The sequence below is a fragment of the Streptomyces sp. BI87 genome (genome assembly GCF_025957665.1).
Taxonomy (GTDB): domain Bacteria; phylum Actinomycetota; class Actinomycetes; order Streptomycetales; family Streptomycetaceae; genus Streptomyces; species Streptomyces albidoflavus.
Genome location: NZ_CP110079.1, coordinates 1,978,285 through 2,000,436 on the forward strand (window position 1 = coordinate 1,978,285; position 22,152 = coordinate 2,000,436).

General features: G+C 73.1%; 16 protein-coding genes and 1 pseudogene. 5 read left to right on the plus strand and 12 right to left on the minus strand.

Annotated elements, in window-relative coordinates:
• Window positions 1-30: 30 nt before the first annotated feature.
• Entirely contained in the window at window positions 31-1,302 is a 1,272-nt protein-coding gene (locus OIM89_RS08505; RefSeq protein ID WP_030695696.1) for an SDR family oxidoreductase, read from the minus strand.
• Between the two features lie 194 nt (window positions 1,303-1,496).
• Here OIM89_RS08505 and OIM89_RS08510 point away from each other — a divergent pair, with 194 nt between their 5' ends.
• Together OIM89_RS08510 and OIM89_RS08515 are read left to right on the plus strand one after the other, a co-directional pair.
• Window positions 1,497-2,981, plus strand: coding sequence for a zinc-dependent metalloprotease (locus OIM89_RS08510; RefSeq protein WP_030695697.1), 1,485 nt, complete (start codon window positions 1,497-1,499; stop codon window positions 2,979-2,981).
• The gene (locus tag OIM89_RS08515) at window positions 2,978-3,511 is read left to right on the plus strand and encodes an NUDIX hydrolase (RefSeq protein WP_047467338.1); all 534 of its coding nucleotides are present in this window, start codon (window positions 2,978-2,980) and stop codon (window positions 3,509-3,511) included. Before OIM89_RS08510 ends, OIM89_RS08515 begins: the two co-directional genes overlap by 4 nt.
• A gap of 63 nt (window positions 3,512-3,574) precedes the next feature.
• Here the strand turns inward: OIM89_RS08515 and OIM89_RS08520 are convergent, their stop codons facing one another.
• The 4 genes from OIM89_RS08520 to OIM89_RS08535 form a co-directional block, all read right to left on the minus strand.
• Window positions 3,575-4,327 (minus strand): AIM24 family protein, encoded by a 753-nt coding sequence (locus OIM89_RS08520; RefSeq protein ID WP_030695699.1) that lies wholly within the window; start codon window positions 4,325-4,327, stop codon window positions 3,575-3,577.
• 15 nt (window positions 4,328-4,342) lie between these two features.
• A complete protein-coding gene (locus tag OIM89_RS08525) occupies window positions 4,343-5,023 on the minus strand; it encodes an AIM24 family protein (protein WP_047467341.1) in 681 nt (226 codons plus the stop codon).
• Window positions 5,024-5,034: 11 nt separating this feature from the next.
• Entirely contained in the window at window positions 5,035-6,747 is a 1,713-nt protein-coding gene (locus OIM89_RS08530; protein WP_226964391.1) for a TerD family protein, read from the minus strand.
• A gap of 118 nt (window positions 6,748-6,865) precedes the next feature.
• Window positions 6,866-7,531, minus strand: a complete 666-nt coding sequence (locus tag OIM89_RS08535; protein ID WP_226964390.1) for a M48 family metallopeptidase — start codon at window positions 7,529-7,531, stop codon at window positions 6,866-6,868.
• A 199-nt stretch (window positions 7,532-7,730) separates the two neighbouring features.
• Here OIM89_RS08535 and OIM89_RS08540 point away from each other — a divergent pair, with 199 nt between their 5' ends.
• Both OIM89_RS08540 and OIM89_RS08545 read left to right on the plus strand, forming a co-directional pair.
• Complete coding sequence (locus OIM89_RS08540) at window positions 7,731-8,933, plus strand: ThiF family adenylyltransferase (protein ID WP_226964389.1); 1,203 nt, start codon at window positions 7,731-7,733, stop codon at window positions 8,931-8,933.
• 41 nt (window positions 8,934-8,974) lie between these two features.
• Window positions 8,975-10,321, plus strand: a pseudogene (locus tag OIM89_RS08545) (ABC1 kinase family protein); the annotation flags it as partial.
• A 1,649-nt stretch (window positions 10,322-11,970) separates the two neighbouring features.
• Here the strand turns inward: OIM89_RS08545 and OIM89_RS08550 are convergent.
• From OIM89_RS08550 to OIM89_RS08565, 4 genes are all read right to left on the minus strand, one after another.
• Window positions 11,971-12,309 carry a hypothetical protein gene (locus OIM89_RS08550; protein ID WP_030695705.1) on the minus strand — a complete coding sequence of 113 codons (339 nt, stop codon included), beginning with the start codon at window positions 12,307-12,309 and terminating at the stop codon, window positions 11,971-11,973.
• Window positions 12,306-12,677, minus strand: coding sequence for a WhiB family transcriptional regulator (locus OIM89_RS08555; RefSeq protein WP_030695706.1), 372 nt, complete (start codon window positions 12,675-12,677; stop codon window positions 12,306-12,308). Before OIM89_RS08555 ends, OIM89_RS08550 begins: the two co-directional genes overlap by 4 nt.
• Window positions 12,678-12,844: 167 nt before the next feature.
• Window positions 12,845-13,159: a hypothetical protein gene (locus OIM89_RS08560; RefSeq protein WP_030695707.1), complete on the minus strand. Its 315-nt coding sequence runs from the start codon at window positions 13,157-13,159 to the stop codon at window positions 12,845-12,847.
• Between the two features lie 160 nt (window positions 13,160-13,319).
• Window positions 13,320-15,503, minus strand: coding sequence for an ATP-dependent DNA helicase UvrD2 (locus tag OIM89_RS08565; protein ID WP_226964388.1), 2,184 nt, complete (start codon window positions 15,501-15,503; stop codon window positions 13,320-13,322).
• A gap of 225 nt (window positions 15,504-15,728) precedes the next feature.
• Here OIM89_RS08565 and OIM89_RS08570 point away from each other — a divergent pair, with 225 nt between their 5' ends.
• Window positions 15,729-15,986: a mycoredoxin gene (locus tag OIM89_RS08570; RefSeq protein WP_008409915.1), complete on the plus strand. Its 258-nt coding sequence runs from the start codon at window positions 15,729-15,731 to the stop codon at window positions 15,984-15,986.
• 72 nt (window positions 15,987-16,058) lie between these two features.
• On the opposite strand, the gene nudC is transcribed toward OIM89_RS08570, so the two are convergent.
• The 3 genes from nudC to OIM89_RS08585 all read right to left on the minus strand — a co-directional run bounded on the left by nudC (window position 16,059) and on the right by OIM89_RS08585 (window position 22,124).
• On the minus strand, window positions 16,059-17,003 hold the full coding sequence (gene nudC, locus OIM89_RS08575; RefSeq protein WP_030695709.1) for an NAD(+) diphosphatase: 945 nt from the start codon (window positions 17,001-17,003) through the stop codon (window positions 16,059-16,061).
• Between the two features lie 141 nt (window positions 17,004-17,144).
• Window positions 17,145-18,548 (minus strand): dipeptidase, encoded by a 1,404-nt coding sequence (locus tag OIM89_RS08580; RefSeq protein WP_226964387.1) that lies wholly within the window; start codon window positions 18,546-18,548, stop codon window positions 17,145-17,147.
• A 9-nt stretch (window positions 18,549-18,557) separates the two neighbouring features.
• Entirely contained in the window at window positions 18,558-22,124 is a 3,567-nt protein-coding gene (locus tag OIM89_RS08585) for an ATP-dependent DNA helicase (protein WP_226964386.1), read from the minus strand.
• Window positions 22,125-22,152: the final 28 nt, after the last annotated feature.

The following is a 22,152-nucleotide window of genomic DNA, read 5'->3' on the forward strand; positions in this document are numbered from 1 at the left end:
TCCTCCAAACGGCCGCCCCCGGTCCCGGTCTCAGATCCGGCGCCGGGCCTTCCGCGCCCGGCGCACGATGGCGGCGGTGCCGAGCAGGGCCACGGTGGCTCCGGCGGCACCCGCGGCACCCGCGACGGTGGCGTCCTTGCGGCCGAGGCGCCGCCCGGCGAGGGTGTGCCGCCCGGCGACCTCCTCCAGCAGCTCCCCGAGGACCTCCTCGTTGGTCCACTTCGGCCGCCACCCGGCGTGGTGCAGCCGGCTGCCGCTGACCACCCAGGGGTACATCGTGTACGCCAGGTCACCGGCCGGGGACGGGGTGAGGCCGATCCGGTGGAGGCGGGCGGCGGCGCCCAGCGCCACGGCGGACGGCAGCTCCATGCGCCGGATGCCGCTCAGCTCCTCGACCTGCTCCTGTTCCAGCCAGCCGTCGCACCCCACGGCGAGGTCGCCCTCGACGCGCTCCAGCACCGCGTACTCCAGCGCGGCGCACAGGTCCTCGACGTGGCAGAACTGCCAGGCGGGCCGCGAATCGGCGACGACCAGCAGCCGGGGTGACTCGAAGTACCTGGTCAGGGCGGTGTCCGTGCCGCCGCCGACCAGGACGGCGGGGCGTACGACCGTGACGTTGAGCCCGGGGTGGGTGCGTGGGGCGCGCTTGGCGAGCCGCTCGATCTCCAGGAGGTCCCCGACGCCGGTCGCCTCGGCGGTGGCGCGCAGCTCGGCGTCCTCGGAGAGCGGCAGCTCGTTGTCGGGGAGCGCGCCGTAGACCATGGCGGAGGTGCAGAGCACCACGCGGTGCACCCCGGCGGCGGGGGCGGCGGTCAGCACGGTCTGGGTGCCGCGGACGTTGAACGCCGTGCGGGCCGCCGGGTCGGACTCCAGGTCGAGGTCGAGGGCGAGGTGGACGACGACGTCGACGCCGCGGAGCTTCTCGGCGAGGGCCGGGTCGCGGACGTCGAGGATCTGCCACTCGGCGCCCTCGCACTCCCCGCGCCGCTCGTCGATCGCGATGACCCGCTTGATCTCCTCGGAGGCGGCGAGCCGCTCGGTCAGCAGGGCGCCGACCCCGCTCGCGGCGCCGGTGACGGCGACCACCGGGCCGCGGACCGGGCGGGCGGCGCGCTCCCTCGCGGGTTCGGGCGTGTCGGCGGCCTCGAAGGCCCCCGCGAGCGCGTTCCGGCCGTCGCGGAGGGGGTCGCGGGGGCCGGACGTTTCGGTCACTTGCGTGCGGTCCGCATCGGCCGCGGTCGGTTCGGACGAGAGGTCGGCCGGGTTTCGCGCTGCGCGAACCTGCGGATCTGGGGAACTCACCAGGTGTCTCCAGCGGTTGTCTTCAGTACGTACCCGAATGACACGTACGTACCAGGTGGCGTCCATCCTGCCGCAGCCCGGTGCCCGGCGGAGCACCGAGCCCCGACCGGCTCGTGGTGTCTACGCTGGGAAGTGAAGTCGGGCAAGCCGCCGCCGGAGGCAGACACCGGTGGCCCTACCAGCCGAGGATTCCCGTGAGTGACACCCCATTCGGATTCGGCCTTCCGCCGGAGGAGCCGGACGACGGCGACGAAGGCAAGAAGAAGGACAACCAGGGCGGTGGCGCTGGCCAGGGCGCGAACCCGCTCGGATTCGGGATGCCCGGCATGCCGGGCATCGGCCCGGGCGGCGGCGACAACCCGTTCGCCGCGATGTTCGGTTCGCTGAACCCGGCGGACCTGGGCGCCGCCTTCCAGCAGCTCGGCCAGATGCTCTCGTACGAGGGCGGCCCGGTGAACTGGGACATGGCCAAGCAGATCGCCCGCCAGACGGTGGCCCAGGGCACCGCGGACGGCACCAAGGACGCCAGCGTCGGCGCCTCCGAGCGGCACGCCGTGGACGAGGCGGTGCGCCTGGCCGACCACTGGCTGGACGGCGTGACCGCGCTGCCCTCGGGCGCCAGCACCTCGGTGGCGTGGAGCCGCGCGGAGTGGGTCGAGGCGACCCTGCCGGTCTGGCAGGAGCTGGTCGACCCGGTCGCGGAGCGGGTCGGGGCGGCCATGGGCGACGTGCTGCCCGAGGAGATGAAGTCGATGGCGGGCCCGCTGCTCGGCATGATGCGCTCCATGGGCGGCGCCATGTTCGGCACGCAGATGGGCCAGGCCGTCGGCACCCTCGCCGGCGAGGTCGTCGGTTCCACGGACGTGGGGCTGCCGCTGGGCCCGGCGGGCAAGGCCGCACTGCTGCCGCTCAACATCGAGGCGCTCGGCAAGGACCTCGGCATCCCGCTGGAGGAGGTCCGGCTCTACCTGGCCCTGCGCGAGGCCGCCCACCAGCGGCTCTTCGCCCATGTGCCGTGGCTGCGCTCGCACCTGTTCGGCGCGGTCGAGGGGTACGCCCGCGGCATCGATGTGGACACCGCCAAGCTGGAGGACGCGGTCAGCCAGCTCGACCCGTCCAACCCGGAGCAGCTTCAGGAGGCTCTTCAGCAGGGCATGTTCCAGCCGGAGGACACGCCGCAGCAGAAGGCGGCGCTGGCCCGCCTGGAGACGGCTCTGGCGCTGGTGGAGGGCTGGGTCGACGCGGTGGTGCACGAGGCGGCCAAGCCGCGCCTGGCCTCGGCGGACGCGCTGCGCGAGACGCTGCGCCGCCGCCGCGCCTCCGGCGGCCCGGCGGAGCAGACCTTCGCCACGCTGATCGGCCTGGAGCTGCGCCCGCGCCGCCTGCGGGACGCCTCGCGGCTGTGGGCCTCGCTGGCCGACGCCCGGGGCGCCGACGGCCGCGACGCGCTCTGGGAGCACCCGGACATGCTGCCGACCGCGCACGACCTGGACGACCCGGACGGCTTCGTCCACCGCGAGCACGCCGACTTCTCGGAGCTGGACAAGCTCCTCGGCGAGGCGGCGGGCGGCCCGTCCCTCTCCAAGGAGCGGCCCGAGGACTCCGAGGAGCCCGGCAAGAGGGAAAAGGGCTCCGACGACGGTGGCGACGGCCAGGAAGGCGGCGAGGGCTCCCGGTGACCCTCCACGACGACGCGGTCCTCGTCCTGAAGGGGTACGAGGACCAGCCCGGGCTGCGCCAGCAGTACCTGGACCACCTGGCGGCCCACCCCGACGGCATGTACAAGCCGTGCGAGGCCGGTCACCTCACCGCCAGCGCCCTCGTGCTCGACCCGTCCCGCGGGCAGGTCCTGCTCACCCTCCACCGCAAGCTGAACATGTGGCTCCAGATGGGCGGCCACTGCGAGCCCGAGGACACCTCGGTGGCCCGGGCGGCGCTGCGCGAGTCGACCGAGGAGTCCGGCATCCCCGGTCTGGAGCTGCTCCCCGGCGGCCCGGTCCGCCTCGACCGCCACGCCATCCCGGCGCCGTGCAACTGGCACCTGGACATCCAGTACGCCGCCCTCGCCCCGGCCGGCGCCGCGGCGGCGATCAGCGACGAGTCCCTGGACCTGCGCTGGTTCTCGTACGACGAGGTGGCGGGCGTGGCCGACGCCTCGGTGGTCCGGCTGCTGGACGCCGCCCGGGAGCGGCTGGGCGCACCGAGCTGAGCTGCGGCGCCTCGACGGGGCCGCCTCCCCGCGCGCACCGCGCCAGGAGGCGGCCCCGCGGCGTCAGCTCCAGACGTTCCCCTGGTTCTGGCCGCGGGCGCCCTGCTGGCCCATGCCGAACTGGCCTGCGAGGCCACCGGTGGCGGCGTTCTGCGGGGGCAGCAGTTCGCTGGGCTGGACCAGGGCGAAGCCGGAGCCGAGGAAGCTCAGCTCCCAGCCCTCCCCGGTGGTGCCGCGCCGCCGCCAGACGCCGGAGGAGTGGGTCTGGGCCTGCATCTGCACCCGCAGCGAGGTCGACCAGGCGACGATGGCGTCCGCGTCGGCGTTGACGTACTTCTCCGGGGTGACCTGGAGCATCAGAGGCGGCCCTGAGGTCATCAGGGCGATCTTGCCCCGGCCGGTGATGTTGAGCTGGTACTTGCCGGAGCCGGAGATCCCGAACTGGCTGTCCACCGCGAGGACCTCGGCGTGGAGCGAGGAGTCCATGGCGAGGACGTAGGAGCTGTCGACGGTCAGGCCGTCCTGCTCGACATCGAGGACGTGGACGTACTGGGCGAGGTTGGCGAAGTAGACGCTGCCCTGGCCGGAGCAGCGCATGAGGTCGAGCCCTTCCCCGGTCCAGGCGCGGGCCTGCTGCTGCTGATGCGACTGGTACTCGCCGTCGAACTCGATGAGGCCCTGGTAGGCGACCATGGCGCCCTTGCGGGCGAGGATGTCGTCGTGGCCGGTGAGGGTGACCCTCAGCATCTGCGCGTTCTGCAACGTGTAGCGGTCCTGGGACTGCTGCTCGGTGAAGGCGAAAAGCGGACTCTGCATGGTGGTGGCTCCCCCTCAGCCCCGGGCCCGGAGGCGGTCGGTGCTGTCCTCGCTGGGCTGGACGACGACGATCCCCTCACCGGAGAACGCCATCTGGTACGCCTCGCCGCTGCCCCGCCCGATCATCGAGGAGGCCTTGAAGCTGCGCTTCCCCTTGACCTTCAGATGCGGCGACCAGGCGATGAGGGCGTCCGGGTCAACGTACGTCTCGTCCTCGCCGCGGCCGCAGTCGACGACGATCGGCGTGCCGCGCGAGGTCAGCGCGACCCAGCCCTGGCCGCCGACGCGGACGTTCCACAGTCCCTGGCCGGCGAACTTGGCCAGCCCCTTGACCCGCTCCACGCCCCAGTCGAGCTGGGCGTCGAAGGCGAGGAGGTTGGTGCCGTTGACGGAGAGGGAGTCACCGCCGAGGTCGATGGCGACGACGTCCGCGCCGTAGTCGGCGAGGTAGAGCAGGCCGTCACCGGCGCACTTCATCAGCGGGGTGCCCTCCCCGGTGATCCACTGCCCGGCGATCTGGCGGACGGCCGGCGGGTTGGGCTCGTACTGGACGAAGCCCTCGTAGGCGACCATGGAGCCGGTGCGGGCGTACAGGTCGTAGCCGCTCTGCATGGCGACCTTGACCATGCTGTGGCCGTGGTTCTCCATCCGGGCCGCGACGGGCGTCGGGGCGAAGCCCGCGAGCTGCTGGTTCATGGCTTGCTCCCTCAGATCTCGTAGGGCTGGACGACGATGAAGTTGCCGGGAGCGCCCCGGAACTGGAGGTTCACGCCCTCGCCGCTGTGGCCCGGGTAGGCGTTGCGCCTCATCCGGACCTGCGAGGAGACGATGACCTGGGCGGCGGCGGACCAGGCGACGATCGCGTTGCTGTCGGCGAAGGTGGTCGGGGTGACGGGGAGGACCACCGGGGTGCCGCGGGTCTTCACCACGACGGTGCCCGTGCCCTGGAACTGCATGGTGAACAGGGCGCCGCCGGGGATGCCGTGGCCGTCGATCCGCCGGACCTCGTAGGCCAGGGTCTCGTCGAAGGCGAGGACGTTCTCCGCGCTGACGCAGAGGGCGTCGCCCTGGAGTTCGACGGGGTGGAGGTGGGCCTCGTTCTCCGCGAGGAAGACCTGGCCGCTGCCGGTGCAGCGCATCAGCGACAGCTCCTGGCCGGTGGCGTTGCCGGTGATGCGGCCGGTGAACCCCGCGCCCTTGTAGCCGAAGTCGACCTTGCCCTGGTACAGCACCATGCTGCCCTGGCGGGCGAGGACGGGCTGCGCGTCGGCTCCGAGGTCGACCCGGACGAGCTGGCTGTTCTGCTGCGTCCAGCGGCTGCCGGTCGGAACCTCGCGGTACTTCTGGAAGGCGGCCGCCACCCCGGGCGTGCCGCCCTGCCCGGCGACGGGCTGCGGCTGACCGTACGGCCCGGGCGGCGGGGGCTGCTGGCCGGGGAAGCCGCCGGGGGCGGGCTGAGGGTAGCCGTAGCCGGGCGGGGGCCCGTGGTGCTGGGCGGGCGGCGGTCCGTACGGGCCAGGGGGCGCAGGCGGCGGCGGAACCTGGGCGCCGGGCTGCGGGGCCGGGGGCGCGAGGGGCGCCGCCATGGTGGGGGCGGCGTGCACGGGCGTGGGGTGGGGCGGCGGCGGAGGCCCCTGGTGGCCGGCGTGCGGGTGGGGCGCGGGGGCGTGCGGCGCCTGCGGCGGGACGTACCCGTCGGGAGTCTGCTGCGGCGCGGGGGCCTGCGGGATGTGCGGCGCGGACGGCGCGGGCGGGGGCGGGGCCTGCTGCGGCTGGGCCTGGGCGGGCTGCGGGGCAGGGGCCGGAGCAGGGGCCTGAGGTGGCGCGAAGGCGGGCGGGGCGAAGGCGGGGGCGGCCTCGGGAGCCTGCGGTGCGGGTGCCTCCGGTTCCTCCTCCAGGACCTCGCCGCCGAAGTTCCGCAGCAGCGCCTCCAGGCCGCCGTCGAAGCCCTGCCCGACGGCGGCGAACCGCCAGACGTCCTTGACGTAGAAGTCGCCGAGCATCACGGCGCGCTCGGTGCTGAACTCCGAACCGTCGAAGGAGTACCGCGCGACCTCCTCGCCACCGGCCACGATCCTCAGGTAGCCCGGGCCGATCTGGGACATCTGGCCGGCGCCGTCGAGCGTCGCGGTGAAGGACAGCTTCTGGATCTGCGGCGGAATCCGCTCCAGCGTCACCCGGAACGACTCGGTGTCGCCCGCCTGCGCGCCGAGCAGCTGGAGGGACTCCTCGGGCGACGTGGGCTGGTTGAAGAAGATGAAGTACCGGTCGTCGGAGAGGCGTTCGTCGGCGTCGAGACCGAAGCAGCTGATGTCGAAGCTCAGCCCCGGTCCTGAGATCTGCACCCCCACGTACAGGTCCGTGCCGGCCGTCAGGTCACTGATCCTGGCCTTGTGCCCGCGCTGGAATTCCCTGGCCATACGAAACGTCCGTCCCCCATCCCGAAGCTGCTGGTCGAGCCAGGCTAACCGCTGACTCCGACAACGCGGCGGCCCGGTACAGAGCCGGTACACAACGGTGGTGGGCCGGACACTCCCCCTACACGCCGGCCCGGCCTCCGCTACCGCCCTCGTCGTTCTCGTCGTCCTCGTCGTCCGCTTCGGTCGGGTCTTCCTCGTCCCCGTCGACGGCGTGCGGGAGGCGTGCGGTCGTGGCCACGCCCTCCAGGTAGCCGCGGGCCCGCTCGGTTCTCGGGTACGCCTCCAGCAGCTCCCAGAAGCGGGGGCCGTGACCGGGCACCAGGAGGTGGGCCAGCTCGTGGAGGAGCACGTAGTCGACGACGTACTCGGGCATCCCCTGGAGGCGGTGCGAGAGCCGGATGCTGCCCTCGGCGGGGGTGCAGGAGCCCCAGCGGGTGTTCTGGTTGGTGACCCAGCGCACGGAGTCGGGGCGCGCCCGGCCGCCCAGGAACTGCGCGGAGAGCCGCCCGGCCCGCTCGGCGAGCACCTCGTCGGTCGGCCTGCGGCGCTTCTCCTGGCGGGCCAGTTTCTCCAGCATCAGCCCGACCCAGCGCCGTTCCTCCGCCTCGGACATCCGCGCGGGGAGCAGCACCACCGTCCGGCCGTCCTCCCGGTACGCGGAGACCGTACGGCGGCGGCGCGCACTGCGGCGTACCTCGACCTCCCCCGGTAGGGGACGGGGCGCGGCGGAGCGGGCGGGGCTGGTCGGCGCGGCCTGGGGGCGCCGTGCGGGTTCGGCTGGCACTCCTCGACGGTACCCGGACAACCAGCGGAAACGCGGCTGCCCGCCACCGCTCCCGCGGAATCCGCACCCCTGAGGGAGGCATTCGTACGACTATTCATGCCCTCTGTGGACAACTCCGGGCAGACTTCCCCGCTCTTGATCCATCCTGTCCTCCGTGACCGGCGCACACGGCGCCGGCCGGCCATGTCCAGGGGGAACCGTGCATCTGTCCCATCCACTCCTCAAGCCCGCCCTGCGGCGCGGCTGGCGCGACCTGCGCACGGTCCAGTTCGGGGCGACCCCGGCCCACGCCGTGGTCCTCGGCCCGATCGACACGGCGACCGGCAGCTTCATGGAACTCCTCGACGGCACCCGCGGCCTGCCACTGCTGCGCGAGGAGGCCCACCGCATGGGCTTCGCCGAGGGGTACGCCGACCTGCTGGTGGGCCGGCTGGCCCGCGCGGGCCTGCTCGACGACTCCACCGGTGGCGGCCCGGGGGCGGCGGCGCTGCGCGAACGCCCGGCGGTGGTGGAGCGACTCCGGCCCGACCTCGGCTCCCTCACCGTGACCACCAGGGAGCCGGGCGGTGCCATGGCCCGCATGGCCGCCCGGCGCGCCTCCCGGGTCCAGGTGCGCGGGGCGGGCCGGGTGGGCGCGACGCTGGCCGCGGTGCTCTCGGGCGCGGGGGTCGGCCACGTCGACGTGGTGGACGGGGGATCTGTGGACGCCGCCGACGTGGCGCCCGGAGGTATGCCGGTGCGGGCGGTCGGCGAGCGCCGCGACGAGGCGGCCCGCAAGGTGGTCCGGCAGGCCTCGCCCGGCGCGCTCCACCGCTCCCGCAAGGGGCCGCGGGCGGGCAGCGGTGAGCCCGGGCTCTCGCTCGTCGTGCTGGCGCCGAGGGACGGACTGGGGGTGTTCGCGCCGGACCCGGCAGCGGTGGAGCAGTTCGTGGCGTCCGGCATCCCGCACCTGTTCGCGGGGGTGCTGGAGGCGACCGGGATGGTCGGCCCCCTGGTCGTCCCGGGGGCGACGGCCTGCGCCCAGTGCGTGTCGCTGGAACGGGTGGACCGTGACCCGGCCTGGCCGCGGCTGATCACCCAGTGGCGGGCGACCCGCCGGCGCTCCTCCCCCGCCTGCGATCTGGCCCTGGCCACCACCGTCGCCGGTTTCGCGGCCACGCAGGCGCTCGCCTTCCTCGACGGCACCCTGCCCTCGGGCGGCGAGACCCGGTGGGAGCTGGCGCTGCCCGAATCGGCCTGGCGCGCGGTGCCGCTGGCCCCGCACCCGGAGTGCCCGTGCGACGCGGTCAACTCGCCGGACCGGGCTCCCGGTCCCGGCGAACCTGCCGCCCGGGCCGGGCAGGTCCCCCCGCGGTCGGCACCGGCCGGACCTCCGCGGGCCACAATGGCAGAGAGCCGTTGACCGTCGGATGCGGCTCGGCAGTCTGGGACTTGGAGGGGCGCATGTCTGATCTTCCCCGGAAGGCGGTCACCAGGACCGCCAAGCTCGCTGCCCTGCCGCTGGGGTTCGCGGGACGGGCCACGTGGGGTCTCGGCAGAAGGATCGGGGGCATCTCCGCCGACATCGTCGGCCGGGAACTCCAGCAGCGGACCGCCGAGCAGCTGTTCAAGGTCCTCGGAGAACTGAAGGGCGGCGCCATGAAGTTCGGCCAGGCCCTGTCGGTCTTCGAGTCGGCGCTCCCCGAGGAGATCGCCGGCCCGTACCGCGCGGCCCTGACCAAGCTCCAGGAGGCCGCGCCACCCCTGCCCGCGGAGACCGTGCACGCGGTGCTTCGGGAACGGATGGGCGAGGACTGGCGCTCACTGTTCCGCTCCTTCGACGACCGCCCGGCCGCCGCCGCCTCCATCGGGCAGGTGCACCGCGCGGTCTGGCACGACGGGCGCACCGTCGCGGTCAAGGTCCAGTACCCGGGGGCGGGCGAGGCGCTCCTCTCCGACCTCGTCCAGCTCAGCCGCTTCGCCCGCCTGCTGGGCCCACTGGTCCCGGGGCTGGACGTCAAGCCGCTGATCACCGAGTTGCGCGACCGGGTCTCGGAGGAACTGGACTACGCCCTGGAGGCGGAGGCGCAGCGAATCCACGCCGAGGAGTTCGCCGACGACCCCTACATGCTGGTCCCCGGTGTGGTGCACCAGAGCGACCAGGTCCTGGTCACCGAATGGCTGGAGGGCATCCCGCTCTCCGAGGTCATCGCCGAAGGCACCGAGGAACAGCGCGACTGGGCGGGCCAGCTCCTCTCCCGCTTCCTCTTCTCCGGTCCCGCCCGCACGGGCCTGCTCCACGCCGACCCGCACCCGGGCAACTTCCGCCTGGTCCCCGCCGAGGACGAGGACGGCTGGCAGCTGGGCATCCTCGACTTCGGCACGGTCGACCGCCTGCCCGGCGGCCTGCCAAAGACGATCGGCACCTCCCTGCGCCTGACCCTGGAGGACCGCGCGGACACCGTGTACGCGACGCTCAGGGCCGAGGGGTTCGTCAAGGACTCGGTGGAGCTGGACCCGGCCGAGGTCCTCGACTACCTCCGCCCGATCATCGAGCCCGCCGTGGTGGACGAGTTCACCTTCACCCGCGACTGGATGCGCGGCCAGGCAGCCCGCCTGGCCGACCCCCGCTCCCCCGCCCTCCAACTGGGCCGCCAGCTCAACCTCCCCCCGTCCTACTTCCTGATCCACCGCGTCACCCTGAGCACCATCGGGGTGCTGTGCCAGCTGGGGGCCACAGTTCGACTCCGGGAGGAACTGGAGGACTGGCTTCCGGGATTCGTCGGGGAGGAAGGCCCGGAGAGGGCTGAGGACTTCAGTGTGGCCGCAGAACGTGCCGGGGTGGACGGCAGCGGTGCCGACGGCTTGGAACCGGAGGACGCCAGGTCCACGAGTGTGGTGCCCGAGCAGGCGGGAGCTGGGGACGCCGTTTCGGACGGGGGCGGAGCGGGGGGTGCCGGTCCCGAGTCCCGGGGCGTCGGGAACGACCAGGGTGGCGAGGGAAGGGCTCGCAGCGCACGGGGCGGCGCCGGCGCCTTGGAGAACAGGGCCGTCAGTTCTGCCGAGGAAGCCAGAACTGTTCCGTCCGGAGACGGTGCCACCGGTTCGGAGGCCGGGGAGGAAGGGAGCGGGCACGCCGGAGTGACCGGTTTCCGTGAAACGACGGTCGACACGGGCACCGTTGCTACGAACGCCGGCCCGAACCCAGCGGGGTAGCAAGCCCTGTCGTCCCGGGCCAGGACGGGCCAGGGTGACGGTGGAACCCCGGGCGGCTGCCGCCGTGCGGCGCTGCGGCGGCAGCCGATGGCTTGCACAGCGCCTGGATCGGCACGCTGGAACTGCCGGGGCGGTCGCTCCGGCGGTCCGGACGGGCTGGGCTGACCTGGAGGTGCCGGGTGCGGTCGGGCTGGACGGCGGGACAGGTACGGCAGGTGATGCTGTCACACGGAGGCCGGGTGGCACGGGGCGCGACGGACCTGGGTGCAGGCCGTGGGGCGCGGCGGTGGCCGGGCGGCAAGGAAATGCTGGCGGCGTCGGCGCCAGGCTAGGCGCCCGGTGTTGGCTGAGTCGTCTGGCGTGGCCGTCGTTCGGAGGCTCGGCTGGGCCGGCCCGGGCTGACGTTGGCGTCGCTCGGAGCTGGGTGCCGGGTACCGGATGCCGCGTACCGGCGGGGCAGGTGGACCCGCGTTGGCAGGGCCGGGGGTGATAAGGCGGGCTCAGCGCTGCCCGGGGCGCCGAGGGGCAGCGGCAGGGCAGGCCCGGCGCGGGTGGCTCGGTGGGGGGCTGCGGCCCGGCGGGCCCAGCGCGGCCAAGTGGGTCTGCTGCAAGGCAGACCCAGCATGGCAGCGGCCGAGTGCCCTCGGCGCTGTACGCCGGACGCGGCGTGCGATGGAGCGTCATCAGGGCGCTTGGAGGGAGAGGGGAGGAGGGGGCGGGGGTGGGGGGGCGGGGGGGGGGAAGCCCCGGAAGTCGAAACAACGTCGCGCCCCCGACAAGGGCTACCCCACACAGACATTGCCCCACCGCCCACACACCGGCCAGCCCGGCCGGCCCATCGTGAGCGCCCCCGGCCATCGGGCCACCGCCGGCCGGTGAGGCGCTGGCTCGCCTGCGGTCTGCGGTCTGCGGTCTGCGGTCTGCGGTCTGCGGTGTGGACGGCACACCCGTCGCCTCTGCCAACAGGCCGCCGCCACTTCTCGGCTCCCGACCTGCCGGACAATGACCCCACCCACCCGAACCCCCGACAAGCCACTGCCCGGAGCCCACTCCGGCGCAGGTGTGTCAGCCCTACGGCCGACACACCCAAGCCCAACCCTCTGAGCCCCTGGCACCAGCTCCGGCCTCATACAGGCCGACCAGGCCGTCACAGGCCCCAGCCACATCGGGCCAGGCCCGGCGGTCCTGAGCAACCCTGCTCAGGACCGCCGGCCGAGCCGTCCGCCGGGCGGAACCTCCGCCAGTCAGTGCATGACGGCGATGGCGAGCGCGCGCCGGGCGCGCAGGGAGGCGCGCTCGGCCCTGCGCTGCATGCGCCGGGCGGCGATGAGGCGCTGCACGGGCCGGGCCTGTTCGGCCTCGGCGGTGCGTTGCTCCATGTGCGCTCGCGCCATGGCTTCTGGAATGAGTTGCATCTCTCGGGTCCTGTTCTGACGCGACTCGTTCGCGCCGGTGATGGTGGTGTCAGGGGTGGCGGAGCCTGCGGGCGCGCTGTCTGCGGTCCTGGCGGACGCTCGCTTCATCGGGGCCTGCTTCATGGGGTCGTGCGTGAGGGGGCGGTCGATCGTTCCGGTGATGTTCATGCTGCGACCGGGTTCTTGCGCGGGCGGCCACGGGGCCGCTTGCGGGCGACAACGACGCCCTGGACGAAGAGCTCTCCGCCCCAGACGCCCCAGGGCTCACGCCGGTCCTTGGCGCCGGCGAGGCAGGCCTCGACGAGCGGGCAGGCACGGCACAGGGACTTGGCGTACTCGACGTCGGCCGGCGACTCGGCGAAGAAGACTTCGGGGTCGTAGGCGCGGCACGGCGGCGGGGTGACGAGGTTCTCGATGGCGTCGTCGAGAGCGGTGAGAGCGGTGAGCTGCGAAGACAAGGTGGAATCCTCCGGGATACCGGGTGGCGAGATCTCTTGTGTGAGCGGTGCTGACGGGACGTGCGTTTCGATCTGCACGGGGCTTTGGTTCCTCGTCTGGTCGGTCCGGCCGGTGGGCCGGGTGGCGGCTGGTACCTGCACCTGTCCAGGGGCCCTTCACTGCCTCGCCCCGCTCGGGGCAAAACAAAAGGGCCGCGGTTCCCGGGTGGGGTTCCGCGGCCCTGAAGGCGCCTGCCTGATCGAGATCAGGCTGGATCACTCCAGGGTTCGAGCCCACGGAAGGCCCACATCGTGTGCTGCTTCGTCTTCGGGAATCCGGCACCGGCTGCTGCAAAGGCATAGGCATGTGCCTGCGCCGCTGCTTCTACTGCCGGTGCCTGGGTCGGTCGCTCGTTCCGCTCTCGGACCGGGAGGTTCGAGAGGGAAATGGGGGACGCGGGACGCACGGCGGCGAGGCCGGACATACCGGTACCCAGGGACGAGACGCCGGACATGCACAGGTTGACGACGGAACGATCGGTCATTTTCACGACCGTGCTGGTGGTGTTGATGCTGATCACTTCCATCGCCTCCTCTCGGCGTCTCGTGGACCGCGAGCGGTCCTGTGGTTGAACTCAGTACAGCACGGAGTCAGGGCTTCCAAGAAGCGCCTGTTCCCGTGCCTAAGAACCTATGGGGATTCCCGGGGCATGCGCAAACTATTTTCCGGACGAGTTTCCGTCAGCTCTCGCCCGCACCACTCGCACCCTCTTGACCTGCGCAGATGGCGAGAACATCGGCGCCGTAGCGGCGAAACTTCCGCACGCCGACTCCTGCGATGCGGCTCAGCCCGGGCTCGTCCTCGGGGAGCTGCTCGGCGATGGCCATCAGGGTCTTGTCGGTGAAGACGCAGTAGCTGGGCTGGCCCAGTCGCTCCGCCTCGGCGGCGCGCCAGGTGTGGAGGCGCTCGTAGACACCTTCGTCCATGTCCGACGGGCAGCCTTCGCAGCGCATCAGCTTCATCTCGCCGGCGTCGGTGAGGCTCCGGCCGCAGGTGCGGCACCGGATCGGTTTCCTCGGTCCCCGGCGGGGCGCGCCGGCGCCCCCCGAAGCGTCGGTCGTACCGGCCAGGGAGACGGACGAGGTTTCCCTGGTCGCCGAGGCGCCCCGGAGGTCCTTCAGGAAGCGGCTGGGGACGCGGTGGGCGCGTCCGCCGGGGGCGCGGGAGAGTGACCAGGAGAGTGTCAGCCGGAAGCGGGCCCTGGTGATGCCCACGTAGAGCAGGCGGCGCTCCTCCTCGAGCTGTTCGTCGGTGCGGGCGTAGGTGATCGGCATCATGCCCTCGGTCAGCCCGACCAGGAAGACGGCGTCCCATTCGAGGCCCTTGGCGGCGTGCAGCGAGGCGAGGGTGACGCCCTGGACGGTGGGGGCGTGCTGGGAGGCGGCGCGCTCGTCCAGTTCGGTGACGAAGTCGGCGAGGGAGGCGTCCGGCTGGGCCGTACCGAAGTCCTCGGCGAGCCGGGCGAGCGCGGCGAGGGACTCCCAGCGGTCCCGGGAGGCACCGGAGCCGACCGGAGCCTGGGCGCTCCAGCCGGAGGCGGAGAGGACGGCGCGTACCTGGGAGGCGAGGTCGTCGGCCAGGTCGAGAGCGGCGTCGTTGCCGCCGAAGCGGGCGGCGCCGCGCAGCGCGGCCTGGGCCTCTCGGACCTCACGTCGTTCGAAGAAGCGCTCTGCCCCACGGAGCTGGTAGGGGACGCCCGCGTCGGTGAGGGCCTGTTCGTACAGGCCGGACTGTCCGTTGGTGCGGAAGAGCACCGCGATCTCTCCGGCGGGTACGCCCGCGGCGATGAGGTCGCGGATGCGGCGGGCGGTGCCCTCGGCCTCGGACGGTTCGTCGCCGTACTCGATGTGCTGCGGTTCGGGTCCGGTGTCGCGCTGGGAGACGAGTTCCAGCCGGTGGTCGGCGGCGCGGCCGCGGGCCTGGGACAGCAGCCCGTTTGCCAGGTGGACGATCTGCGGGGTGGAGCGGTAGTCGCGGACCAGCTTGACCACGGTCGCCTCAGGGTGACGGACGCGGAAGTTCAGCAGGTGCTCGGGGGTGGCGCCGGTGAACGAGTAGATCGTCTGGCTGGCGTCGCCGACGACACAGAGGCTGTCGCGGTCCCCGAGCCAGAGTTCGAGGAGGCGTTGCTGGAGGGGGCTGACGTCCTGGTACTCGTCGACGACGAAGTGCTGGTACTGGGCGCGGACGTGGTCGGCGATGTCCCGGCGGTCCTGGAGGATGCCGATGGTGAGCAGGAGGACGTCCTCGAAGTCGATGACGCCTCTGTCCCGCTTGAGCTGTTCGTAGCGGGCGTAGATCTGGGCCAGCTCGGCCGGGTCGCGGGGGGCGTGGCGCTGGCTCTTGGCGACGCTCTCCGCGTAGTCGCCGGGGACGGTCTGGGTGACCTTGGCCCACTCGATCTCGCCGGTGGCGTCGCGGAGCTGGTTGCGGTCGAGGCGGATGCCGCAGGCCGCGCCTGCCTCCGCGACCAGTTGGGCCTTGCGTTCGACGAGGCGTGGGAGCGTCCCGCCGACGGCTTTCGGCCAGAAGTACTGGAGCTGGCGCAGGGCGGCGGAGTGGAACGTGCGCGCCTGCACGCCGCCGGCGCCGAGCTGGCGGAGACGGCCGCGCATCTCGCCGGCGGCGCGGTTGGTGAAGGTGACGGCGAGGACGCTGGTGGGCTGGAAGCGGTTGGTCCGTACCCCGTAGGCGATGCGGTGGGTGAGGGCGCGGGTCTTGCCGGTGCCGGCTCCGGCCAGCACGCACACCGGCCCGTGCAGTGCCGTGGCCACGGCGCGCTGCTCGGGGTCCAGGCCCGCGAGCACGTCGTCGGCCGATTCCGGGACGCGCGGGAAGGATGGGGTGTGCGGTGCGGATGTCACCCCGCCATGCTGCCAGGTTCGCCGGGGTGGGCGTTCAGGACCGTCCACAGGAAGGGCTTCCGGTCGTACTGATCACATGAATCGGGTGTGCGGTGGACCACCCCGGCGGGAATCTCGACGCTCTCGGCTACGTTCGATCCATTGCCACCGGGCGCCTCAGCTCGGCGGAGTTCACCGCGTGTGCCCGTCCGGGTACACGGCAGAGCGACCGAGGAGCGTCGGGACATGTCGGGCACTGTGACGATGTACAGCACCACCTGGTGCGGATACTGCCGTCGGCTGAAGAGCCAGATGGACCGCGAGGGCATCGCGTACGAAGAGGTCAACATCGAGCACGACCCGGAGTCGGCCGCGTTCGTGGAGAAGGCGAACGGGGGGAACCAGACCGTGCCGACGCTGCAGATCGTCCCCAAGGCCGGCGGTGAGCCGGTGGTGATGACCAACCCGAGCCTGGCCCAGGTCAAGCAGGCGCTGGGCGCCTGACCCTGGAACCCGGCGCGTCCCCGGCCGCATCGTCACCGGATGCGGCCGGGAGCCGGGCGGTCCCCGGGGGGGTCAGCGGCCGACGCCCGGCTTGGGGAGGGGCTCGCCGTACCAGAGCTCGATGAGGCGGGCGGCGATCGAGATGCCGTACGGCGGGCGGACCTCGCCGGTTTCGAAGGCGGTGCGGAGCTCCTCGCGGGAGAACCAGCGGGCCTCCTCGATCTCTTCGCCGTCCACGGTGATGTGGGGGGAGGTGGCCTTGGCGGTGAAGCCCAGCATGAGGCTGGAGGGGAAGGGCCAGGGCTGGCTGGCCACGTAGGTGACCTCGCCGACGGTCACTCCGGCCTCTTCGAAGACCTCGCGGCGGACCGACTCCTCGATGGCCTCCCCCGGTTCGACGAAGCCGGCCAGCGTGGAGAAGCGGCCTTCGGGCCAGTGGACCTGCCGGCCGAGCAGCGCCCTGTCCTGGTCGTCGGTGACGAGCATGATGACGGCCGGGTCGGTGCGCGGGTAGTGCTCGGCGCCGCAGGCGGGGCAGCGGCGGATGTGTCCGGCGGCGGCGATGACGGTCCGCTCGCCGCAGCGGGAGCAGAAGCGGTGCAGGCGCTGCCAGTTCTCCAGGGCGACCGCGTGGACGAGCAGCCCGGCGTCGCGCGGGGAGAGCAGCAGTCCGGCTTCGCGCAGGCCGGCGGCGCGGGCGGACTGGTCGAAGCGGCCGGGCAGGGAGTCCTTCTGGAGGGCGAAGTAGCTCACGCCGTCCTCGTCGCAGCCGAGGAAGTAGCGGTGGGAGCGGGTGAGGGGCGCTTCGAAGGTGGGGGTCGTCACCAGTTCGGTGGTGCCGTCCTCGGTTTCGTCGATGAGCGCCTGGCCGCCGGACACCACGAAGACCCGGGTGGTGGGGTGGCTCCAGGCGGCGGCCAGCCATGCCTCGTCGAGGCGGTGGTGGGCCGCCCGGTCGATGCCGCTGGGCGCGGTGAGCGGCAGCGGTTCCTTGGGTTCGTGGGTCCAGGTGGTCACAGTGGGTTCCAACTCCCCGGTGGCGTGGGTGATTCCGTGCGTCCTGCCGGGGTGACCGGGGCGGGCGCGGGGTGCGGTCGCTCCTGGTCCGCGAGAGCCGCGGTGTCGGGGTGGCCGGCGGTGGAGGCGGAGTGGGGCGGCTCAGGGGGCATGGCGTCCCTGCTGGGCGAGGTCGCCCCAGAGGTGAGCGGCGGTTTCGACGCCCTTCATGAGGAGGTCGAGTTCGACCTTCTCGTTGGGGGCGTGCCAGCCGTCGGAGGGAACGGAGATGCCGAGGAAGAGGACGGGGGCGTCGAGCACGTCCTGGAGGTCGGCGGCGGGGCCGGAGCCGCCCTCGCGGGTGAAGAGCACGGGTCGCTGGAAAGCGCGGCTCATGGCGCGGACGACGGACTGGAGGGCGGGATGGTCGAGCGGGGTCAGGCAGGGGCGGGTGGCACCGCCGAAGGTCACGGTGTGGCCGATTCCGGCGGGGAGGCGCTCCGCGATCCAGGTGCGGACCTGCTTCTCGATGTGGGCGGGGTCCTGCCCGGCGACCAGCCGGAAGGAGAGCTTCAGCATCGCGGTGGCGGGAATGATCGTCTTGCCGCCGGGACCCTGGTAGCCGCCGCCGATACCGTTGACCTCGGCGGTGGGGCGGGCCCAGATGCGCTCCAGCGTGGTGTGGCCCGCTTCGCCGCTGGTGGCGTGGGACTTGGCGGTGCGCAGCCACTGCTCCTCGTCCAAGGGCAGTTCGGCGAAGAGGGCGCGTTCCCGGTCGGTGAGGGGGATCACGCCGTCGTAGAAGCCGGGGACGGCGACGGCGCCGCGGTCGTCGTGGAGGGCGGCGACGAGCCGGGCGGCCTCGGTGGCCGGGTTGGGCACGGCTCCGCCGAAGGAGCCGGAGTGGATGTCCTGGCCGGGGCCGGTGAGGGTGACCTCGCAGTCGATGAGACCGCGCATGCCGGTGCAGACGGTGGGGGTGTCCTCGGACCACATGCCGGTGTCGGAGACGAGCACGGTGTCGGCGGCCAGCCGGTCGCGGCGCTCCTCGATGAGCCGGCGGAAGTGCGGGGAGCCCGACTCCTCCTCGCCCTCGATGAGCAGCTTGAGGTGGACGGCGGGGCTGGTGCGGCCGGTCGCGGCGAGGTGGGCGCGCAGGCCGAGGGTGTGGAAGAAGACCTGGCCCTTGTCGTCGGCGGCGCCTCGCCCGTACATCCGGCCGTCCCGGACCACGGGGTCGAACGGGTCGGTGTCCCAGCCGTCCTCGCGGGCGGCGGGCTGCACGTCGTGGTGGCCGTAGACCAGGGCGGTGGGGGCGTCCGCGTCGTCGGAGGGCCAGGACGCGAAGACGGCGGGGGCGCCGTCCGTCGGCCATATCTCGACGACGGGGAAGCCGGTCTCGCGAAGCTTGGCGGCCAGCCATTCGGCGCTGCGCAGTACATCGGCTCCGTGCTCGGGCTGGGCCGAGACGGAGGGGATGCGCAGCCACTCGGCGAGGTCGTCGAGGAAGGCGGCGCGGTGGTTCTCGATGTACGTGCGGACGGCGTTGTCCAAGGTCTCGCTCATGTCAAGAGCCTATCGGGCGGTGGCCGTGGACCGGTCCGGTGGTTCACCGGTCTGCTGCGCCGGTTCCGCCGGTCCGTGGGGTGCGGGCGGCTGTTCCGCGGGCGGGCCGGGCGTCGTGCCGAGGAGGATGTGCTCGATCTCTCGCCGGCCGGGGAGGTGGCGGGGCCGGACGGTCTCCCCGGTGCGGATGTAGACGAAGGCCGCGGTGACCGCTTCGAGGGGCAGCCGGTGGTGCTCGGCCCAGGCCAGTCGGTAGATGGCGAGCTGGAGCGGGTCGGCGTCGCGGGTGTGGCTGGTTTTCCAGTCCACGATCTCGTACACGGGCGTTTCCGGTCCGGCGCCGGTCCCGGGTTCGAGCCGGTAGACGGCGTCCATGCGGCCGCGGACCGTGCGTCCGGCGAGGGTGAGCTGGAAGGGCACCTCGACGCCGAGCGGGGAGCGGTGGGCGTACTCGGTCTGCTCGAAGGCTTCCTTGAGGGCTTCGAGGTCGTGTTCGTCGGCGATGTCGGCGTCGTGGCCCGGCAGCTCCCCGGGGTCGAGCATCGGCAGCTGGACGTCTTCGAAGCGGGATTCGACCCAGGCGTGGAAGCGGGTCCCACGCCGAGCGGCGGGTTGCGGCGGCCGGGGCATGGGCCGGGCAAGTTCGGCCGCGAACCCGGCGGGGTCGGCGGCGAGCCGCATCAGCTCGGAGGCGGTCAGCGAGGCGGGCAGCACCACGTCACGGGTTCCTTGGCGGGCCCGCAACAGCTCGCCGCTGAGCGCCTCCAGGTCCTGGTCCCAGGAGTGGATGAGGCGCGCCTCCTCCGGGGTGGGACCTTCCGTGGCGGCGGAGGCGGTCGTGCCCGGCGGCGGGGGGGCCGCTTCCGTGACGGCTATGGGCGACGGAGCGGCGGCCGGGCGGGCGGTGGTCCACGACTCCCAGTCCCCCTCCTCGTGGCTCTCCTCGTCCTCGGGCTCCGGTTCCAGCTCCCCGGGAGGGCCGTCCGTGCCCCCGGGCACGGGGTACGCCGGTACGGCCGCACCCGGACCGGCCTGTTCTTCGCCGGTGCTCGTACCAACGGCTCCGGCGGCCAGCGCGTCGAGGTGGGCGCGGACGGTAGCGGCGGCGGCCCGGCGGCGGTCGAGGGCGACCTCGTCGAGCGGCAGCGGCCAGGCGAGGTCGGCCGTGGGTTCGGCCAGTGCCGGGTTCTGGGCATCGGCGTCCGGGCGCTCGGCCCACACCTCGGTCTCCCCGTGTCCGGCGAGGCAGTGGTCGTGCAGGGCCAGCAGGAAGTCGGAGGGCCCGCGGGGGCGTTTCTGGGTGGGCCCCCACCAGTGGCCGGAGCCGAGCAGCAGCTTCCGGGGCCGGGTGAAGGTGACGTATCCCAGGCGCAGTTCCTCGGTGTGCTGGTGGTCGCGCATCTGTTCCTGGAAGGCCTTGAGGCCCTTGGAGTCGAGGGCGCCGACGTCCGGGAGGGTGGCGGCGTCGCCGCGCAGGGAGTGCGGGAGGACCCGGGGCTGGGCGGTCCACTTCTCGCGTCCCTGCTCGCTCGGGAACTGCTTGGCGACCAGTCCGGGGACGGCGACCACGTCCCACTCCAGGCCCTTGGACTTGTGGGCGGTGAGGACCTTGACGGTGTTCTCGCCGCCGGGGAGGGCGTTGTCGAGGCCCTTCTCGTACTGGGCCGCCGTGCGCAGGAAGCCGAGGAAGGCGAGGAGGGAGGCGTCCTTCTCCTGGGCGGCGAAGGAAGCGGCGACGTCCAGGAAGTTGGAGAGCGTCTCGCGGCGGCGGGCGGCGAGGGCCTGCGGGGACGAGGAGAGCTCCACTTCGAGGCCGGTGGTGGCGAGGACGCGGTGCAGGACGTCCATCAGCGGGTCGGCGAGGGAGCGGCGCAGGTCGCGCAGTTCGGTGGCGAGCTGGGCGTACCGGACGCGGGCCTCGGCGGAGAAGGGCAGGTCGTCGTCGGCGGAGCCGTCGAGGAAGGTGTCGAGGGCGTCGGCGAGGGAGATGACCTCGGCCGGGTCGACGCCTTCGACGGCTTCGGCGAGCCGCCGGTCGGGGTCGTCGCCGCCCGCGCGCTCACGCCGCACGAGGAGGCGGGCGCGGCGGCCGAGGAGGGCGAGGTCGCGAGGGCCGATGCGCCAGCGGGGGCCGGTGAGGAGGCGGACCAGGGAGGCGTTGGCGCCGGGGTCCTGGAGCACTTCGCAGACGGCGACCAGGTCGGCGACCTCCGGCAGGTGGAGGAGGCCGGAGAGGCCGACCACCTCGACCGGGACGTCCCGGTCGACCAGGGCGCTCTGGATCGCCCCGAAGTCGCCGGCGGTCCGGCACAGCACGGCGATCTCGCCGGGTGGTGTTCCGGTGGCGACGAGGTGGGCGATCCGGTCGGCGAGCCAGGTCAGCTCGTCGGCGTGGGTGTCGAGGAGGGCGCAGCGGACGATGCCGTCGCGTTCGGCGCCGGGGGCGGGGCGCAGCGCTTCGACGCCGGTGTGCATGGCGCGCAGCGGGGCGGCCATGGTGTTGGCGAGGTCGAGCAGGCGTCCGCCGCTGCGGCGGTTCTCGCTGAGGGAGTGGCGGGCGGCGGGGGTGCCGTCGGCGTGGGGGAAGTGGTCGGGGAAGTCGTCGAGGTTGGCGACGGAGGCGCCGCGCCAGCCGTAGATGGCCTGGCAGGGGTCGCCGACGGCGGTGACGGGGTGGCCGGTGCCGTGACCGAAGAGTCCGGCGAGCAGGATGCGCTGGGCGACGGAGGTGTCCTGGTACTCGTCGAGGAGGACGACCCGGAACTCCTCGCGGAGCAGGGCGCCCACCGCCGGGTGGCGGTCGGCGAGGGTGGCCGAGAGGGCGATCTGGTCGCCGAAGTCGATGAGGTCGCGGTCGCGTTTGGCGCTCCGGTACTGCTCGACGAGTTCGGCGAGGTCGTGGCGGGCGCGGGCGACCTCGGGGAGTTTGCGCAGGTCGGGGTTGGTGAGAGGGGTGCTCTCCAGGGTGCCGAGCAGTTCCTCGTCGTGGTGGCGAAGCCGCTCGGGGGTGACGAGGTGTTCGGAGAGTTCCCCGTCGAGGGCGAGGAGGTCGCCGACGAGGTCGGGAAAGGAGCGGGTCAGCGCGGGATGGGCGCCGGGTGCCTCCCGCAGTACCCGGGCGGCGAGCTGGAAGCGGGTGGCGTCGGCGAGCAGGCGGGTGCTGGGCTCCAGTCCGAGCCGGAGTCCGTGATCGGTGAGGAGCCGGCCGGCGAAGGCGTGGTAGGTGGAGATGACCGGTTCGCCGGGGGTGTGGTCGTCCTCGGGCCCGGCGCCTGGCGGGGCGAGCGGTTCGGGTTCGGTGACGCCCGCCTCGGTCAGTGCCTTGCGGACGCGTTCGGCGAGTTCGCCCGCGGCCTTGTTGGTGAAGGTCAGCCCGAGGACCTGTTCGGGCGCGACCTGCCCGGTGCCGACGAGCCAGACGACGCGGGCCGCCATCACCGTGGTCTTGCCCGAGCCCGCTCCGGCGACGATCACCTGGGGAGCGGGCGGCGCGGTGACGCAGGCCATCTGCTCCGGGGTGAAGGGGATGCCGAGCAGCTCCTTGAGCTGCTCGGGGTCGCTGATACGTGCGGGCATGCCAGCGAGGCTAGCGCCGCCGTACGAC

Coding starts and splice junctions, on each gene's coding strand:
- OIM89_RS08550 (WP_030695705.1), bottom strand. CDS start 12,309: ATGAACATCACCGGAACGATCGACCGCCCCCTCACGCACGACCCCATG.
- OIM89_RS08525 (WP_047467341.1), bottom strand. CDS start 5,023: ATGAACCAGCAGCTCGCGGGCTTCGCCCCGACGCCCGTCGCGGCCCGG.
- OIM89_RS08585 (WP_226964386.1), bottom strand. CDS start 22,124: ATGCCCGCACGTATCAGCGACCCCGAGCAGCTCAAGGAGCTGCTCGGC.
- OIM89_RS08520 (WP_030695699.1), bottom strand. CDS start 4,327: ATGCAGAGTCCGCTTTTCGCCTTCACCGAGCAGCAGTCCCAGGACCGC.
- OIM89_RS08530 (WP_226964391.1), bottom strand. CDS start 6,747: ATGGCCAGGGAATTCCAGCGCGGGCACAAGGCCAGGATCAGTGACCTG.
- OIM89_RS08570 (WP_008409915.1), top strand. CDS start 15,729: ATGTCGGGCACTGTGACGATGTACAGCACCACCTGGTGCGGATACTGC.
- OIM89_RS08580 (WP_226964387.1), bottom strand. CDS start 18,548: ATGAGCGAGACCTTGGACAACGCCGTCCGCACGTACATCGAGAACCAC.